Origin of the sequence: Micromonospora matsumotoense (assembly GCF_900091525.1) — a bacterium.
GTDB lineage: Bacteria > Actinomycetota > Actinomycetes > Mycobacteriales > Micromonosporaceae > Micromonospora > Micromonospora matsumotoensis.
In genome coordinates this window covers 20,405-39,544 of the sequence record NZ_FMCU01000032.1, presented here as the reverse complement: position 1 = coordinate 39,544, position 19,140 = coordinate 20,405, and the positions used below count along the sequence as shown (strand labels likewise).

The 19,140-nt window shown below is 70.5% G+C and carries 7 protein-coding genes and 1 pseudogene; 5 read left to right on the top strand and 3 right to left on the bottom strand.

From position 1 onward, the window contains the following. Positions 1-10: 10 nt before the first annotated feature. From GA0070216_RS31990 to GA0070216_RS34195, 3 genes and pseudogenes are all read right to left on the bottom strand, one after another. Positions 11-538 (bottom strand): hypothetical protein, encoded by a 528-nt coding sequence (locus tag GA0070216_RS31990; RefSeq protein WP_245722876.1) that lies wholly within the window; start codon positions 536-538, stop codon positions 11-13. A gap of 51 nt (positions 539-589) precedes the next feature. After that, positions 590-940, bottom strand: a pseudogene (locus tag GA0070216_RS31985) (permease); the annotation flags it as partial. 373 nt (positions 941-1,313) lie between these two features. Next, on the bottom strand, positions 1,314-1,619 hold the full coding sequence (locus GA0070216_RS34195; RefSeq protein WP_141723271.1) for a hypothetical protein: 306 nt from the start codon (positions 1,617-1,619) through the stop codon (positions 1,314-1,316). Between the two features lie 67 nt (positions 1,620-1,686). On the opposite strand from GA0070216_RS34195, the gene GA0070216_RS31975 reads away from it, so the two are divergent. From GA0070216_RS31975 to GA0070216_RS31955, 5 genes are all read left to right on the top strand, one after another. Then, positions 1,687-2,523 (top strand): alpha/beta fold hydrolase, encoded by an 837-nt coding sequence (locus GA0070216_RS31975; protein WP_091254115.1) that lies wholly within the window; start codon positions 1,687-1,689, stop codon positions 2,521-2,523. Then, positions 2,516-3,106 carry a TetR/AcrR family transcriptional regulator gene (locus GA0070216_RS31970; protein WP_091254112.1) on the top strand — a complete coding sequence of 197 codons (591 nt, stop codon included), beginning with the start codon at positions 2,516-2,518 and terminating at the stop codon, positions 3,104-3,106. The genes GA0070216_RS31975 and GA0070216_RS31970 overlap by 8 nt, the downstream gene beginning before the upstream one ends. Positions 3,107-3,212: 106 nt before the next feature. Continuing rightward, on the top strand, positions 3,213-4,496 hold the full coding sequence (locus tag GA0070216_RS31965) for a low temperature requirement protein A (protein WP_245722875.1): 1,284 nt from the start codon (positions 3,213-3,215) through the stop codon (positions 4,494-4,496). 72 nt (positions 4,497-4,568) lie between these two features. Continuing rightward, complete coding sequence (locus GA0070216_RS31960; protein WP_091254106.1) at positions 4,569-5,258, top strand: DUF998 domain-containing protein; 690 nt, start codon at positions 4,569-4,571, stop codon at positions 5,256-5,258. 532 nt (positions 5,259-5,790) lie between these two features. Next, complete coding sequence (locus tag GA0070216_RS31955) at positions 5,791-19,092, top strand: amino acid adenylation domain-containing protein (protein WP_176739250.1); 13,302 nt, start codon at positions 5,791-5,793, stop codon at positions 19,090-19,092. The last annotated feature ends 48 nt before the right edge of the window (positions 19,093-19,140 follow it).

The window sequence follows — 19,140 nt, the reverse complement described above, 5'->3', positions numbered from 1 at the left end:
TTGGGGACGGTCACCTGTCGCCAGGATTCGACGTCGATGTAGGGGATCTCCTCGTCGTTGATGGGGTCGTGGGTGATGCGGCCGGTGACCTGGATGATCCAGGTGTCGTTGCCAGACCGGTGGGCGCGCTGCCAGCCATGCCGAGTGTGACCGGTCGGCCGTCGGCGGCGCAGCAGGACAGGATCATGCGGGCGAGGATCGGCTGTCCGTCGGGTCCCGGGGTGATGAAGCCGGTGAGCTGGACCCGGCGGTTGCCGATCGACTCGCCCTTGTCGAACAGGGCGCGGGAGGCGTAGTCGAACACGGTGGTCGTCGCCGGATCACCGGCAGGCAGGGGAGGGTAGTCGTAGTCCTGGTCAGTGGTGAGGGCGGTGCCCGCCTGGCTGGCGGCGTACGAGCCGAGGGCGGGTGGGGACAGGAGCAGCAGCCCAATAGCGGGAAGGATGAGCAGCCAGGCGACTCGTGGTTCGTGGTGGGTGTGTTCGTCGCGGAGATCTCCCGCCGTTGACCCGCTCGCGTTCTGCTCAGACGCTGGCACGCAGGACTGCGGCCCCAAAGAAGATCATGACGCAGGCCTGGGCCATCCGGTTCACAGCAGCACCTTCCCGGTGATGACGGCGACAGCGCCGGCCACCGTGAAGGTGGCCGGCGCGAATCGCGCGGCGAAGCGCCGGCCGAAGATGCCGGCCTGCATGGAGATGAGTCTCAGATCGACCATCGGGCCGACCCCCAGGAAGGCCAACCTGGCCGTGAGGGAGAACTGCGACAGGGAAGCGGCGACGATCGCGTCCGCCTCGGAGCAGATCAACAGGAGGACCGCGAGCCCGGCCAGGGCAAGCACGGACAGCGCCGGCTGGTCGGCGAGGGTCTGCAGCCACTGCTCGGGGACGACGACGTTGATGGTGGCCGCGGCCATCGCGCCGATGACGAGGAACCCACCTGGCGGTGATCGTCAACGACATGAGCGAGATCAGCATTGACGCCGCGTTGGTGCGTGACGGCGCGGCTTTGTCGCGGCGTCGGACAATCCTGTGTTGAAGGTGGCGAAGCCGCGGCGGTTGCCGAACACGCGGCGGGCGGTGGCGGACGTCCGGCTGGCCGAGATCAACGAGGGCGCGGGCAGTACAGGAGACGATCCGGCGCTCGACGCCCTGCTCTTGCGGTTGCATACCGAGACGGCATGCCGGCCTCCTGTGGGTGATCGATAACTGTAGGTGGGGAGAGTGGTATGAGCCACGGCGGTGCCGCAAAGGACCGCGAAGGCGAAGCCGAATCAATCGGCGAACCGGCCCTCGGCCTACGGGAGGTGCTGCTCAAGCTCGGTAGGCATCTGTGGGGTGAGGCGCGAAACACTCGGGGCGACCACAGGGCCGCCGTGCCGAGATCGCGACCGCCCACCGCGAAGGCGTGCCGGGCCGCACCCGGGAAAGAACCTGCTCCGAGTGGCCGGCGACCGGGCGTGGCCCTTTCCGCACCGAAGTTGGCGCCCGGTGAGGATCAGCGATGCGCGGCCCACCGATACGGCTGAGATCAACTGCCGTCACCAGCGGGCTGAGCAGGCGCTTGGTGTTGGTTTCACTGCCGTTGTCTTCAAGGATCGAGCCGTCGAGGAAGATCACTTGACACAGCTGGTTAACGCCATTAACTTACAGGAAGCGCCGTTAACCAAACCTGTGGAGGTCGTCAGTGACCGAGTACTTGAGCATCGCCGGCAACAACCTCGCCTATGAGGTGTCCGGGCAGGGTCCTCTCGTGGTCCTGGCGCACGGGATCGGCGACAGCCGGCACTCCTACCGTTTCCTCGCTCCGGCCCTGGCCGGCGCGGGGTACCGGGTCGCCAACGTCGACATCCGCGGCTGCGGCGACTCCAGCCTGGGCTGGGACGGCTACAGCCGCACCGACATCGCGGGCGACCTCGTCGCCGTGGTGCGCCACCTGGGCGGGCCCGCCGTGATCATCGGTCAGTCGATCAGCGGAGGTGCGGCGACCATCGCGGCGGCCATCGCGCCCGATCTGATCAACGGCGTCATCGAGCTGGCGCCGTTCACCCGCGTACAACCCCTCGATCTCGGCGGGCTGATGCGGGTGAAGCGCTTCCGGAGCGGCTACAGCCAGATGGCGCAGGTGATGGTTCTGGGGCGTCTGGCGAGCTGGAAGAAGTACCTCGACGTGGCGTACCCGGTCAAGCCCGCCGACTGGGACACCGAACTGGCGCGTATCGAGGCGAAGCTGAACGAGCCCGGCCGGATAAAGGTCCTGCAGGCCATGTGTAAGACCAGCCCGACCGACGCCGGCGCGCAGCTGGCCAACGTCACCTGCCCGGTCCTGGTCATCGAGGGCAGCCTCGACCCCGACTGGGCCGACCCCCGCGCCGAGGGCGAGAAGATCATCGCCGATCTGCGCAGGGGCGTCGGCGAACTCGCCATCATCGAGGGTGCCGGGCACTACCCGCACGCCCAGACACCAGATCAGGTCCTCGCGCTGGCCCGGCCTTTCCTCGACAAGACGCTGGCGAATGCCTAGGGCCCGGCTCACCCCGCTGTCGGTCACCGAAGCAGGCGCCGCCCTGATCGACGAGATCGGCTTCGCGAACCTCAGCATGGGCCTCCTCGCCGAACGGCTCGGCGTCAAGACCCCCGCGCTCTACAAACACGTCACCAGCCAGGCCGATCTGGCCCACCGCATCGCTGTCCGGGCCATGGCCGAGTTCGCTGACGCCATTCGCGACGCCATTCAGGGTCGGGCCGGCAGCGATGCCCTCGCCGCCGGCGCGCAGGCGATGCGGACCTACGTGCGGGAACACCCCGGCCAGTACGCGGCCGCCGATGCTGCTTCCCGCCCCACCGGGCCCGACGACCCGATCATCCCCGCCGTCGAACGGGTAGTCGCCTCCTGGGCGGCCATGCTGCGCGGCTACCACCTGGACTCCAGCCAGGAGATTCACGCCCTGCGGATGCTCCGCAGCGTCCTGCACGGGTTCTCGACCCTGGAAGCAGCCGGCGGGTTCCAGATCGACGCACCTGTCGATGACAGCTTCACCTGGATGGTCAATTTTCTCGACCGCGGCCTGCGCGACATCCCTACGGGCAGCGCCCCCGTCAGCTGACGGATCGTCGATGGCGCGACCCGACCATCTCATCCTGGAGGTCCGACATCAGCATCACCCGCGCACCCGTGATCACCGCGACGTCACCACTCGGCGGCCGCCGGTGGTGAACATCGACGAAGAGTCCAGAGACAGGGTCGAGCGGCACGCGAGCTGGGCCGAGCTGTTCTTCGATCTGGTGGCGGTGGCCGGCGTGGCCGCGCTGGCACACGTGCTCGGGCCTGAACTGGACGCGGCGGCGCTCGGTCTCTACGCACTGCTGTTCCTGGCCCTGTGGCTGTCCTGGACGACGTTCATGCTGTACGGCAACGTCGCCGCCGGCCAGACCCGCGTGTTGCGACTGATGGTCGGCATGTTCGGCCTCGGGACCATGGCCGCGTCCGTGCCAGGAGTGGCGCACACCGTCCTCGGGCACGGCAGCGACATCCGTCCGCTCAACGTCTTCGCCATCGCCTACATCGCCACGCGCATCTACGGGTCCAAGTCGTGGCAACGCGGCGCAGTGCTGCTGGACTTCCCGGTGGTGCAGTACTCGGCGGGACTGCTGCCCTGGGTCGCGTCACTCTGGGCCGACGAACACTGGAAGCTCGCGCTCTGGGCCGCAGGAGTCAGTCTCGACCTGCTGCTGATCGTGGTCCTGTCCGGCAGCCGGATCCTTCAGCGGGTCCAGTCGTACCTGACCGCGCCGGCACGTACTCGGCGTCGGCCACGAGCAGGGGGCCGCCACGACGCCACGGGACCCGTCATGCACGGAGTATCGGTCGATCCGGCCCACCTCTCCGAGCGGCTGGGCCTCTTCGTGATCATCGTGCTGGGCGAATCGGTGGTGCAGGTCGTCGCCGCCGCCAGCGAGGCACGGTACGACCTCGGCCTGCTGGCGACCGCAATCGCATCCTTCATCCTGCTGGCCGGCATGTTCGGCCTGTCCGTCGTCTACGGATACGCCGGCCTGCCGCACCTGCGCGCCGGCCGGATCCCCACCCGCGCAGCCCTCGGCCTGCACTGCCTGGTCACCGGCGTCGTCGCCACCATCGCCGTACCGCTCGCACTGGTGGTCCAGCACGGCTCCGACCCGCTGTCCGGCCCAGGTCGCTGGCTGCTGTGCGGCGCGGTCGCAGCCTACTTCACCCTCGGCGTCGTCACCGGCGTCGCCAGCCACAGTTCCGACCTGCCAAGGACGATCTCACGGGTCACCACAGGCATCGCCGCCCCACTCCTACTCGGACTGCTCGCCACCAACGTCAGTGGCCGCACGCTCGTGGTCTACCTGGCCCTGATAGTCCTGGCCCACCTCTGGTTCGAACGACGACTGACGCCGATCCAGGCTGCTCCCACTGAGGAAGCGCCACCGGCCGCGCCTGGTGGCTCATGGACCCTTCCGGTGCGGTGACTCGGCCCCTGACACACCTCTCCCTCCACGTGTGACCGACCAATCAGTCACCTAGACGGAACGGATCACATCATGAAGATGCTCCGCACCCTCGCCGCTGCCACCTTTCTTCTGGGCCTGACGATCTACCTCGCCGCCGAAGCGATCACGGCCGCGGCATGGAAGTCACCTCGCTACAGCTACGCCGACAACTGGATCAGCGACCTCGGATCCGCAACATCCGGGGTGTTCCAAGGCCGCGAACTCAACTCGCCGCTGCACGTCGTCATGAACTCCGGATTCATCGTTCAGGGCATCCTGTTCGGGATCGCCACAGCGCTGCTATCGCGGACGATCAGCGGGCGGCGTACCTTCACCGCCGTGACGGGGGTCGTGACCATGATCGGCTACATCCTGGTCGGGACCTTCCACGGTTCCCTGCAGGCGCAGCAGAACGGCACGCTTCCCCTGCACTTCACCGGAGCAACGCTGGCAATCGTCGGCGGGAACGTGCTTGCCCTCGTCCTGGGCATCCACTGGCGAAAGACTCCCGAGACGCGGCTGATCGGCCTCGTCAGCATCGTCGTCGGAGCATTCGGCCTGGTCTGCGTAGTCGCTCTCTTCCTCACCTTCGATGCCGGCCTGCCCTCGGGTGCGATCGAACGCGGCTCCGTCTACACCATCGTCATCTGGCAACTCGCCGTCGCCATCGCACTCCTCCGCAACCGGGCCAACTCTGGCGCACCCCGCGTCGCCGCGACCAGCTCATCCAGAGGCAACTGACCGCCGGCTCCACAACGCCGATCAACGACCAGAACCCAGCCCCAGGTCCGAAACCGCCATCACATCCGGTGAATCGACCCCGGTTTCCCCGACGCGAGGGATCGCGTCGGGGAAACCGGGGCAGCTGCTGCGGTGCCGCAACGGGCAGCCGATCACCTACCGGCGCTACGACCACCTGTGGGTGCGCCTCGGTGAGCACCTGCCGTGGGGTGCACGTGCCGCAGATCATCAGCACTGGTTGCGGCACACGACGTCGACGTGGGTCGAGCGGAACGTCGGCTACGCCGTGGCGCGGGCATACGCCGGGCACTCCGACAGCGGCAGCGATGTCGGGACCACCAGCACGTACGTCCGGGCGTCCGCCACTCCCACCGAGCTGGTTGGTCCGTTCAACTGCCGTGCCTCGGCACTTGAACGAATGCACGTGCCGGGTGGGCCTGCCAGACCTTTCGATGGGCTCGTCCAATACATGGATCAAACACCTGTTGTCGGCGAGAGTGGCCAGCGTCCCGGCATCGCGAGGAGGAGCCTGATGATCCCGTTGTCGTACGCTCAGCGCCGACTCTGGTTCATCGAACAGCTCGAAGGCCCGAGCACCCTCTACAACCTCGCCCCGTTGGTGCTGCGACTGCACGGCGATCTCGACCGGGTCGCGTTGGGTGCAGCGCTGCGCGACACCCTTGACCGGCACGAGGTTCTGCGCACGCTGCTCACCGTCATCGACGGGGAGCCCCGGCAGCGCATCGTCTCCGTCGACGAGCTGGGGTGGCAGCTCACCGAGGTGACGACGGCCCCGGACGAGCTCGACGCGGCCCTCGCCGACGCGCTGGGCCACGTCTTCGACCTGGCGCGTGAGGCGCCAATCCGCGCCTGGCTGTTCACCACCGCCCCGGACGAGCACGTGCTCGCCGTCGTGATGCACCACATCGCGTCCGACGGCTGGTCCATCGGTCCGCTCATTCGCGACCTCGCCACCGCGTACACGGCCCGCCACACCGGGCAGGAGCCCGGCTGGTCCGCGCTGCCGGTGCAGTATGCCGACTACGCGCTGTGGCACCAGGAACTGCTCGGCGACGAGCGCGACCCGGAGAGCCTCGCCGCGCAGCAGCTCGCCTTCTGGCGACGGTCTCTCGCCGGGATCCCGGAGGAGCTGACGCTGCCGTTCGATCGTCCTCGCCCGGCCGTGGCCGGGCACGACAGCCACGTGGTCGCACTCGACCTGCCCGCCGACGTCCACGCCCGTCTGGCCGAACTCGCCCGGCGCGAGGGCGTGACCATCTTCATGGTCGTGCAGGCCGCGATCGCGGTCCTGCTGTCCCGGCTCGGCGCCGGCACCGACATCACGATCGGCACTCCCGTCGCCGGCCGCACCGAGGTAGCCCTGGACGACCTTGTCGGCTTCTTCGTCAACACCCTGGTCCTGCGCACCGACCTGACCGGCGACCCCACCTTCACCGAGACGCTGGCCCGGGTCCGCCGGTCCACCTGGGACGCGTTCGAACACCAGGACCTCCCGTTCGACCGGCTCGTCGAGGACCTGTCGCCGACCCGCTCGCTGTCGCGGCACCCGCTGTTTCAGGTGATGCTGACGGTCAACAACGTGGATCAGGGCGCCCAACCGGCCGCACCGTTCCTTCCCGGTCTACACATCGAGTGGGACGACATGGCCGCCTCGGCGGCCAAGTTCGACTGCGAGTTCACGTTCGAGGAGGTCAGCAGCCCCACCGGTGCCCCAGCGGGGCTGCGCGGCACGCTCGTGGTCGCCGCCGACCTCTTCGACGCCGCCTCCGCCCGGCGGATCGCCGACCGGTTCGTTCGCGTGGCCACCGCCGTCTGCACCGAGCCGCACCGCCGTCTGAGCGTCATCGACCTGCTCGACGACGCCGAACGGCGTCAGCTCCTCGTGGAGTGGAACGGCAGCCCGGTCGAGCGTCCGGCCGCGACCCTGCCTGAGCTGTTCGCTGCCCAGGTCGCGCGCACGCCGGACGCCGTCGCGGTGCTGATGGGCGACACCACCCTGACGTACGCCGACGTCGAGACGCGCTCGGACGAGGTGGCCCAGGTTCTCCTGGCGCGGGGAGTGGGCCCGGAGTCCGTGGTGGGCGTATGCCTGGAGCGTGGCATCGACCTGCTGGTCGCCCTGCTCGGCATCCTCAAGGCCGGCGGGGCCTACCTGTCGATCGATCCGGCCTACCCGACCGACCGGGTGGCCTTCATGATCGCCGACGCCGTTCCGGTGGCCGTGATCACCTCGCCGCAGACGGAGGACGTGCTGCCACTCGGTGTCGCACGGCTGTCGGTGCACGACCGGGTTGCCGCCGGGACAACCGTGCCGCGACCCCCGCTACGCCCCGACAATCCCGCGTACGTCATGTTCACCTCGGGGTCCACCGGCCGCCCCAAGGGCGTCGTCGTCGAGCACCGCAGTGTCGCGAACCTCGTCGCCTGGGCCCGGGAACGCTTCGGCGGTGCCGGCTTCACCCGGGTGCTCGCCTCGACGTCGCTGAACTTCGACGTGTCGGTGTTCGAGCTGTTCGGGCCGCTGGTCAGCGGAGGCAGCATCGAGGTGGTGCCGGACCTGCTCGCGCTGGCCGACCAGGATCGCGAGTGGGACCTCAGCCTGGTCAGCGCCGTTCCATCCGCGCTCGCCCAGGTGTTGACCGGTGGCGTCCGCGCGACGGTCGGCACTGTCGCGTTCGCCGGCGAGGCGCTGACCCCGCGGGCCGTCGCGGACGTGCGCCGAGCGCTGCCGGGCGTGCGGGTGGCGAACATCTACGGACCGACCGAGGCGACGGTCTACTCGACCGAGTGGTATGCCGACGGCGACCTCCACGGCACGCCCCCGATCGGCCGCCCGGTCACCAACACCCGCGCCTACGTGCTCGATGGCGGGCTTGCTCCCGCTCCGGTCGGCGTCGCCGGTGAGCTGTACCTCGCGGGCGCCGGGCTGGCCCGCGGCTACTTCGGACGCGCCGCGCTGACCGGCGAGCGGTTCGTGGCCTGCCCCTACGCCGCCGGCGAGCGGATGTACCGGACCGGCGACCTGGTGCGCTGGAATGGTGATGGCCAGCTTGAGTACCTTGGCCGGACCGACGACCAGGTGAAGATCCGGGGCTTCCGGATCGAACTGGGCGAGGTCCAGGCGGTGGTCGCCGACCACCCGGACGTCGCGCACGCCGCCGTCGTCGCGGTCAACCGGCACGCCGACGACGACACCGACAAGCGGCTCGTCGCATACCTCGTTCCGGTTTCCGGCGCCGACCGCGCCGCGCTGCCCGGTGCCGTGCAGGCGTACTGCTCCATCCGCCTGCCCGGCCACATGGTGCCCTCGGTCTGCCGCGTTCTCGACGCGCTCCCGCTCAACAGCAGCGGCAAGCTCGACCGCGCCGCCCTACCGACGCCCGAATTCGCCGCCGCCTCGAGGAGCGGCCGTAGCCCGGCGGACGCCCGCGAGGAGTTGCTGTGCGCTGGCTTCGCCGAGGTGCTCGGGGTGGACCAGGTCGGCCTCGACGACGACTTTTTCGCCCTCGGCGGCCACTCACTCCTCGTCGTCCGGCTCGTCGACTGGCTGCGGCAGCGTGGTGTGACCGTCTCGGTCCGGGCACTGTTCCAGACTCCGACCCCGGCCGGTCTGGCCACCGCCGCCGGTGCGCGGCCCGTCGAGGTGCCGCCGAACGCCATACCGGAATCTGCCGACCGGATCACTCCCGAGATGCTGCCGATGGTGGCGCTGACGCAGGACGAGATCGACCGGATCGTGTCGACGGTGGACGGGGGTGCCGCCAACGTGGCGGACGTCTATCCCCTCGTGCCACTGCAGGAGGGCATCCTCTTCCACCACCTGCTCACCGAGGGCGGCGGACAGGACGCCTACGTCCTCCCCACCGTCCTGGAGTTCACCGGACGTGACCAGCTCGACCGGTTTCTGGCGGCGTTGCAGCACGTGGTCGACCGCCACGACGTCTTCCGCACCGCGGTGCTCTGGCAGGACTTGCCCGAGCCGGTGCAGGTGGTAAGCCGGCACGCCCGCCTGCCGATCACCGAGATCAGCCTGCGGCGGGGTGATCCGGCCGAACTGGTCGCCGCCGTGGGTTCGGCGATGGACCTCAGCCGGGCGCCGTTGATCGACACCCACGTCGCCGCTGTGCCCGGCGCCGCCACCTGGCTCGCGCTGGTCCGGATACATCACCTGGTCCAGGACCACATGGGTCTCGACCTCGTCGTGGCCGAGGTCCAGGCGTTCCTGGCCGGCCGGGGCACCGACCTGCCGGCCCCGGCACCGCTGCGCGACTTCGTCGCGCGGACCCGCGCCGGCGGCACCGCGCACGAGCAGCACTTCGCCGACCTCCTCGGCGACGTCACGGAGCCGACCGCGCCCTACGGCCTGCTCGACGTTCGAGGTGACGGCTCTGGCCAGGTCCATGCCGGTATCCGGCTCGACGACGAGTTGACCAGCCGGCTGCGTCAGGTCGCCCGCAGGCTCGGCACCAGCCCCGCTACCGTCATGCATGTCGTGTGGGCCCGCACGGTGGCCACCCTCGCCGGCCGCGAGGACGTCGTCTTCGGCACCGTCCTCCTCGGGCGGATGAACACCGGCGCCGCGGCTGCCCGCGTCCCCGGCCCGTTCATCAACACCCTGCCCGTCCGCGTCGACGTCGGGCAGGGGACCGCTCGGGAAGCCGTGGTCGCCATGCGCGACCAACTCGCCGGCCTCATCGAACACGAACACGCCTCCCTGGCGGTCGCCCAGCAGGCCAGCGGAGTCGCCAGCGAGGTCCCGCTGTTCACGGCGCTGTTGAACTACCGGCACAACGAGGCACCCGTCGTCGACCCGGAGCCCGACGTCGACGTCGACGGCCCGCGAATCGTCCTGTCCCGGGAGTACACCAACTACCCGCTCATGCTCTCCGTGGACGACTTCGGCGACGGGATGAGCCTCGCCGTCGAGGCGACTGCGCCGATCGACCCGGCCGCCGTCGCCGCCCTGGTGCGGACCGCGACCGTCGGGCTCGTCACCGCGCTCCAGGCCGACGACGACGCCCCCCTCGCGGACGTCGCGGTGCTGGACACCGACGAGCGGCGGCGGGTGGTGGAGAGGTTCAACGACACGACGGTGGCGTATGCGGGCGGGACCCTGGGGGAGCTGTTCGAGGCGCAGGTGCTCCGGTCGCCGGACGCGGTGGCGGTGGTGTTCGAAGGCGTGGGGCTGACCTACGCCCAATTGGACGTGCGGGCGTCAGCGGTGGCCCGGTTCCTGGTGGGACGCGGTGTGGGGCCGGAGTCGGTGGTGGGCGTGCGGATGTCACGCGGCGTCGACCTCGTGGTGGCGTTGCTGGGCGTGGTGAAGGCGGGCGGGGCCTACCTGCCGATCGACACCTCCTATCCGGCGGAACGGGTGGAGTTGATGGCCCGGGACGCGGCGCTGGTTCTGGAGTCGGTCGAGGGTCTGGATGGCCCACCGGCACCGGTGCGGGTCGACCCACGACACCCCGCGTACGTGATCTTCACGTCGGGTTCGACGGGTCGCCCGAAGGGCGTGGTGAATTCGCACGAAGGGATCGTCAACCGGTTGCGGTGGATGCGGGACCGCTGCCGGTCCGGCGTGGGCGACCGGGTGTTGCAGAAGACGCCCTTCACGTTCGATGTCTCGGTCTGGGAGTTCTTCTGGCCGCTGGTCACGGGGGCCACGTTGGTGGTGGCCCGACCGGGCGGTCATCAGGACCCGGCCTATCTGGCGGAGCTCATCCGGACCGAGCGGATCACCACCGCGCACTTCGTGCCGTCGATGCTGGAGGCATTCCTGCCGCACGCGGCGAGCTGCGCGGGGCTGACCCGGGTGCTCTGCTCGGGGGAGGCGTTGCCGCAGGGCGTGCAGGACCGCTTCTTCGAGCTGCTGCCCGGCGTGGAGTTGCACAACCTGTACGGCCCGACCGAGGCCGCCGTGGAGGTGACGGCGGCCCGCTGCCAGGCGGGTCACCCGGTGACGATCGGCGGGCCGGTTCCCAATACGCGTACCTACGTGCTGGACGCGCGGATGCGACCGGTGCCGGTCGGGGTGGCGGGGGAGTTGTACCTGGCCGGGGTGCAGGTGGCGCGGGGCTACGCGGGTCGGCCGGGGCTGACCGCCGAACGGTTCGTGGCATGTCCCTTCGGTGGGCGGATGTACCGCACGGGTGACCTGGTCCGATGGACCTCCGGCGGGGAGCTGGAATATCTCGGGCGAACCGACGACCAGGTCAAGATCCGTGGCATGCGCGTCGAGCTGGACGAGGTGCGGGCCGCGGTGGCCGGGCACCCAGGTGTGGCCGGTGCCGCGGTGGTGGTCCGCGACGGGCGGCTGGTGGCGTACGTCGTCGGTGTGGATGACGGGGTGCGGGAGTTCGTCGCGGCACGGCTGCCCGACTACATGGTGCCGACCGCGGTGGTGGTCCTTCCCGCGTTGCCGGTGACTGCCAACGGAAAGCTCGACCGCGCGGCGTTGCCGGCGCCGGAGTTCAGCACGGGACGCGGACGCGCGCCGGCCAATCCGCGCGAGGAGCTGTTGTCCGCGGCGTTCGCGGAGATCCTGGGGCTCGACGACGTCGGTGTCGACGACGACTTCTTCGCTCTCGGCGGTCACTCCCTGCTGGCGGTGCGGTTGATCAGCCGGGTCCGGACCCTCCTCGGGGTCGAGGTACCGCTGCGGGCGTTGTTCGACGCGGCGACCCCGGCGGGCCTGGCCGCCCGACTCACCGGCGCCGACCAGGCCCGCGCACCCCTGACCGTCACCGAACGCGCCGGCCGGGTGCCGCTGTCGTACGCCCAACGCCGGCTCTGGTTCATCAACCGGCTGGAGGGGCGGAACCCCTCGTACAACATGCCGGTGGTGCTCGACCTCGAAGGCGTACGACCGGAGGTGCTCGAGGCCGCGCTGCGGGACGTCATCGGCCGTCACGAGGTGCTGCGGACGATGTTTCCGACCATTGGGGACGAGCCCTACCAGCACGTGACCGACATGGACGCCCTCGACTGGTCGGTCACCGTCGCCGACGTGCCGGACCTCGACGCGGCCGTCGCGGAGGCGGCGGCGCACCCGTTCGACATGTCGCGCGAGGTGCCGATCCGGGCCTGGTGGTTCAACGAGGCGGTGCTCGTCGTCGTCGTGCACCACATCGCCGCCGACGGCTGGTCGATGGCCCCACTGGCCAGGGACTTCTCCACGGCGTACGCGGCCCGGCTCGCCGGTCGGGCACCGGGCTGGGCGGCGCTGCCCGTCCAGTACGCGGACTACACCCTGTGGCAGCGACGTGTCCTCGGCGACGAGGATGCCCCGGGCAGTCTGCTGTCGCAGCAGGTCACCTACTGGCGGCAGGCCCTGGCGGGCGTCCCGGAGGAGCTGGCGTTGCCGTTCGACCGGCCGCGTCCGTCGGTGGCCAGCCACGGCGGGCACGTGGTGCCGATCGACGTTCCCGCCGAGGTCCATGCCCGGATGATCGCGCTGGCGCGGGCGCAGGGCGTGACCGTGTTCATGGTCATGCAGGCAGCCCTCGCCCTGTTGCTGTCCCGGCTCGGCGCCGGCACGGACGTACCGATCGGGTCGGCGCACGCCGGGCGTTCAGACGACGCCCTCGACGACCTTGTCGGCCTGTTCGTCAACACCATCGTGTTGCGCGCCGACCTGTCCCTCGACCCCACCTTCGCCGAGCTGCTGCTCCGGGTACGGTCACGGGTGCTGGCTGACGCGGAACATCAGGACGTGCCGTTCGAGCGGCTCGTGGAGGAACTCGCCCCGACCCGGTCGGTCGCCCGGCACCCGCTGTTCCAGGTGGTGCTCACCAAACTGGACACCGTGGAGGCCGCCCTCGACCTGCCGGGCGTGGTGGTGTCCGGCCGGGAGGGCGGCACATCGACGGCGAAGTTCGACCTCGACGTGCTCGTCGGCGAGGTGTTCGACCGCGACGGCGCCCCCGCCGGCCTGCACGGCACCGTCACCGTCGCCGCGGACCTGTTCGACCGGCCCTGGGCGCAGCGGATCGCCACCTGGTGGGCGCGGGTCCTCGACGCCGTGACCAGCGACCCGCAGCTGCGGGTGCACGCCGTGGAGATCCTCGGCGACGACGAACTGGCCACTGTTCTGCGGACCTGGAACGACACCGCGGTCCCCGCCGCGCCGACGCCGATCCTTGAGCTGTTCGCTCGGCAGGACCCCGCCGCGGTCGCCGTCGTCGTCGACGGGACCCCGACCACGTACGGCGAGCTGGACGCACGGGCCAACCGCATTGCCAACTATCTGCGGGCCCAGGGCGTCGGTGCGGAGACCGTCGTCGGGCTGTGCCTGCCGCGCGGCGTGCAGATGGTCGCCGCGATCCTCGGCGTCTGGAAGGCGGGTGCGGCGTACCTGCCAGTCGACGCCCATCAACCGGTCGCCCGGATGGCGCACCTTCTCAAGGACAGCCTGGCGGTGCTGGTCCTCACCGACCATGACCTGTTCGACGAACTGCCCGCCGGCCGGGTGCGGATCGTCGCCCTGGACGACGGGATCCTCGCCCGCTGCGCCGGGACGACGCCGCACGCCACGGTCCACCCCGACAACACCGCCTACGTCATCTACACCTCCGGCTCGACGGGTCGCCCGAAGGGCGTCGCCGTGAGCCACCGGGCCCTGGCCAACTACGTCGCCTCCGTCCCGGACCGGCTCGGCTTCGCGCCAGAGGGTGGCCGCTACGCCCTGCTGCAGGCGCAGGTCACCGACCTGGGCAACACCATTCTGTTCGCCAGCCTCACCCGCGGTGGCGAGCTGCACATCCCGTCCGAGGACGTGGTCACCGACCCGGTGAAGGTGGACGCGTTCCTGCGGGACAACGCGATCGACTACCTGAAGGCCGTGCCGTCCCACCTCGCCGCCCTCACCGCGGCCGGCGCCGACGTCATGCCGCGGCGCGCCCTGGTCCTCGGCGGCGAGGCGGCCAACCTCGCATGGGTCCGCGAGCTCCTCGCCAAGGGCACCGTCTACAACCACTACGGTCCCACCGAGACCACCATCGGCGTCCTCACCACCCGGCTCGAGCCGGGCGACACCGTCCCGATCGGCACGCCCATCGGTGACATCCGCGCGTACGTCCTCGATGCCGCGCTCCGGCCGGTCCCCGCCGGCGTCGCCGGTGAGCTCTACATCAGCGGCCCGGGAGTAGCCCGCGGCTATGTGAGACGCCCGGGGCTGACCGCGGAACGTTTCGTCGCCTGCCCCTACGACGGTGGCGGCCGGATGTACCGGACCGGTGACCGCGCCCGCTGGAACACCGCCGGGCAGATCGAGTTCCGGGGCCGCACCGACGACCAGGTCAAGATCCGCGGCTACCGCGTCGAGCTGGGCGAGGTGCAGGCCGTCGTCGCCGCCCATCCCGAGGTCGATCAGGCCGCCGTCGTCGCCCGTACGGATGACGGCGGTGAGCAGCGCATCGTCGCCTATGTCGTCAGCGAGGACGCCGAGGACGACCTGCCGGGCTCGGTGTCGACGTTCGTGGCCGCCCGGCTGCCCGCCCACATGGTGCCGGTCGTCGTCGTGCTCGACGCCCTGCCGCTCACCAGCAACGGCAAGCTCGACCGGAAGGCACTGCCGGCCCTCGGCCTGACCGCCACCGCCGATGCCCGCCGACACTCGACCGACGTGCGGGAGGAGATTCTGCGCGTCGCGTTCGCCGAGGTGCTGGGCCTGCCCATGGTGGGGCCCGACGACGACTTCTTCTCTCTCGGCGGCCACTCCCTGCTCGCCGTGCGTCTCATCAGCCGGATTCGCACACTGCTCGGCGTCGAGGTCGAGGTCCGGGTTCTGTTCGAGTCGCCGACGCCGGCCGGGCTGCTGGCCCGGCTCGCCGAGGCGGACGAGGCCCGCGCACCGCTCACCCCCCGGCCACGGCCCGACCGGGTGCCGGTTTCCTACGGACAGCGGCGGCTGTGGTTCATCGCGCAGTTGGAGGGGCGCACCTCCACCTACAACATCAGTAGGTCCGTCCGGCTCACCGGCACGGTGCACCCGGAGGTCGTCGAGGCCGCCCTGCGTGACGTCCTCGACCGGCACGAGGTGCTGCGTACCGTCTATCCGGTCGTCGACGGCGAGCCGTACCAGCTGATCCGCGACGTGCGTGACCTCCCGCCGTTGCTGACCACCGCCACCCACCCGATCGAAGCCACTGCCGCCGTCGCGCTCGCCGAGGCGAACGAACTCGACCTGTCCACCGACGTGCCGCTGCACGCCTGGCTCTTCACCGAAAGCCCCGACGAACACCTCCTCGTCGTCGTCGTGCACCACATCGCCACGGACGGCTGGTCGTGGGCGCCGCTGGCCCGCGACTTCGCCACCGCCTACGCCGCGCGCAGCGAACACCGCGCCCCCGACTGGGCGCCGCTGCCCGTGCAGTACGCCGACTTCGCCTTGTGGCAGCACGAGGTGCTCGGCGACATCGCCGACCCGGGCAGCGTCATCGCCCGGCAGGTCGCACACTGGCGCGACGCGTTGGCCGGTGCCCCCGAGGAGCTGTCGCTGCCATTCGACAAGCCCCGCCCGGCGGTCGCGAGTCATCGGGGCCACGCCGTGCCGGTGCACATCCCGGCCGAGGTGCACGCCCGACTCATGGAGATCGCCCGCACCGAGGGCGTGACACTGTTCATGGTCCTGCACGGGGCGCTCGCCACCCTGCTGTCCCGGCTCGGCGCTGGCGACGACATTCCGATCGGCTCGGCCATCGCGGGACGTACCGACGAGGCGCTCGACGGGCTCGTCGGCTACTTCGTCAACACCTTCGTCCTGCGTGCCGACCTGTCGGGCGACCCGTCGTTCGGCGAGACGCTGCGCCGGGTACGAGAGACCAGCCTGGCCGTGTTCGGCAACCAGGACGTGCCGTTCGAGCGGCTCGTCGAGGAGTTGGCGCCCACGCGCTCGCTCGCCCGCCACCCGCTGTTCCAGGTGATGCTGCTGCTGGAGAACACCGCGGAGGTCACCGTCGACCTGTCCGATGTCGACAGCGGCCGGGGAGCGCCCGGTGGTGCGGCGACGGTCAAGTTCGACCTGGATTTCAGCATGGCCGAGACCCGCACGGCGGACGGCGCACCGGCCGGACTCGTCGGCCGGCTCACCGGTGCCGTCGACCTGTTCGAGGCCGCCTCGGTGGAGCGCATCGCCGAGCGGTGGGCCCAGCTGCTGCGAATGCTCGCCGCTGACCCGGCGCTGCGCCTCGGTGCCGTCGACCTCTTCGAGGAGGCCGAACGCCACCAGGTTCTGCGCGACTGGAACGACACCGCCCTCGACCGGTCGGGCGATACCGTCGTCGCACTGTTCGAGGCGCAGGCGGCGCGGACGCCGGACGCCACCGCGGTGGTGTTCGCCGCCGTCGAGCTGACGTACGCACAGCTCGACGCGCGGGCGAATCGGCTCGCGAGGTACCTCGTGGAACGCGGTGTCGGCCCGGAGTCGATCGTCGCCACGGTCTTCGAGCGGACCGACGACCTGATCGTCGCGTTGCTCGGTGTCATCAAGGCCGGCGGCGCGTACCTGCCGATCGATCCGGCCTACCCATCGGACCGCACCGCCTACGTCATCGCCGACGCGGGTGTCGTGTGCCTGCTCACCAGCACCGATCTGCGCGATCACCTGAGCGGCTTCGGCGTCGACTCCGCCGGCGGCGTTCCGGTGGTGTTCGTGGACGCTCCGGACGTCGCCGCCGACCTGGCCGGGCGCGATCCAGCCCCGCTGGGCGTGGCGCTGCGCCCCGAACACCCGATGTGGGTGATCTACACCTCTGGCTCCACCGGGCGGCCGAAGGGCGTCCTCGTCGAACATCGCGCCATTGAGAACTTCCTCGTCGCGATGCAGGACCGGTTCCGCCTGAGCGTCGATGACCGGCTCCTGGCGGTGAGCACCGTCGGGTGCGACATGGCCGGCTTCGAGTTCTACCTGCCGCTCGTCACCGGTGCGCGGATCGTGCTCGCCTCGCAGGACCAGGTGCTCGACCCGTGGGAGCTGCGCCGGCTCGTCCGTGACTCCGGGACCACCATCGTCCACGCGACTCCCAGCCTCTGGCGTGGCCTCGTCGCCGACACCGACGATCCCGTCGACTGGACCGGCGTCCGGGTCATGGTCGGTGCCGAGGCGCTGCCCTCGGACCTCGGCCGCACGCTTGTGGAGCGCGCTGGCGGTTTCGACAACCTCTACGGCCCGACCGAGACGACGGTCTGGTCGACCGCACGGCACACCACGACGGACGCGGTCGACATCTCCGCGATCGGCGGACCGGTCGGCAACACACAGGTCTACGTGCTTGACGCGCACCTTGCCCCGGTGCCGCCCGGAGTGGCCGGCGAGCTCTACATCGCCGGTGACGGGCTGGCCCGCGGCTACCTCGGCCGGCCGGGGCTCACCGCCGAGCGGTTCGTCGCGCGTTCGTACGCCGACGCTGGCGAGCGGATGTACCGCACCGGCGACCTCGTCCGCTGGAGCGCCGACGGTGAGCTCTCCTTCGTGGGCCGCGCCGACGACCAGGTGAAGGTACGCGGGTTCCGGGTCGAGCTGCGCGAGATCGAGGCGGTGCTCGCCGCCCACGAGGGTGTCGGGCAGAGCGCCGTGCTGCTGCGGGAGGACACCCCGGGGGACCGGAGGCTCGTCGGCTACGTCGTCCCGGCCGACGGTCGGGACGTCGATCCGGAGCTCGGGCAGCTGGTCCGCGCCGCGGCACAGGATCGACTGCCGGGGTACATGGTGCCGGCCGCGATCGTGGTTCTCGACCGGTTCCCGCTCATGCCCAACGGCAAGCTGCACCGTAAGGCGCTGCCGCGGCCCGAGTACGACACCGGCGACGTTACCCGCACTCGCAGCGACGCGGTGATCGAGGACACCCTGTGCGAGGTGTTCGCCGAGGTGCTCGGCGTGCCGAAGGTCGGGGCCCACGACGACTTCTTCGCCCTGGGCGGGCACTCGTTGCTCGCGGTGCGCTGGGCGGAGCTGCTGCGCGAACGGGGCCTGACGTTCGCCGTACGCGACCTCTTCGTTGCGCCGACGGTCGCCGCGCTCATCGAACGGATGGATCTGTCCACGATGGCCGACGGGCTGGACGTCCTGCTGCCTATCCGGACCAAGGGTGATCAGCCGCCGGTCTTCTGCCTGCCGCCCGCCGGCGGGCTCAGCTGGAGCTACAGCCCGCTCTCCCGGTTCGTGCCGAAGGACACCCCGCTGTACGGGTTGCAGGCGCCAGGTCTGGACGGCAAGCGCCCGCTGTCGACGTCCCTGCGCGATGCCGCCACCGTGTCGCTCGAGCACATCCGTTCGGTGCAGCCCACCGGGCCGTACCACCTGCTCGGCTGGTCCTACGGCGGCGTGCTCGCCCAGGAGATCGCCGTGCAGCTACAGGCTGCCGGTGAGACCGTCGGAGCGCTGATCATCCTTGACCAGTACCCCAAGGACCCGGGAATCCAGGCGGTTATCGGCGACGAGCCCGCACCCGACGAGGAGACCCAGCTCGCGGCGCTCACCGAAGTCGTGCGCAAGGAGGCCGGTGCCGTGCTCGGCAACGCTCCCGACGAGGAGCTGCGCCGCTTCGCCGTCCTTTGGCGCAACAACTTCACCTGCATCAACGCCCACGAGTACGGCCGGTTCGACGGCGACGCGCTGCTGGTCGTCGCCGACCGGAACATCCCGGAGGGCGCGCCGACGGGCGAGTTGTGGAAGCCGTACATCACCGGCGAGATCAGCGAGGTCCGACTGCCCTGCGGGCACGAGGACCTGAACACTCCGGCCATGCTGGGCCAGATGTGGGCCGCCGCCGCGAGGTGGTTGGGTCGGAACGGGGACGCGGCCAGCAGCTGACCCGCGGCCGGAGCCCGGGGCGGCACGCACTGCGGCGGGCCGGTCTGG

Bases quoted from the DNA above. Each gene is read 5' to 3' on its own strand.
- GA0070216_RS31970 (WP_091254112.1), top strand. From the start codon at position 2,516: ATGCCTAGGGCCCGGCTCACCCCGCTGTCGGTCACCGAAGCAGGCGCC.
- GA0070216_RS31960 (WP_091254106.1), top strand. From the start codon at position 4,569: ATGAAGATGCTCCGCACCCTCGCCGCTGCCACCTTTCTTCTGGGCCTG.
- GA0070216_RS31955 (WP_176739250.1), top strand. From the start codon at position 5,791: ATGATCCCGTTGTCGTACGCTCAGCGCCGACTCTGGTTCATCGAACAG.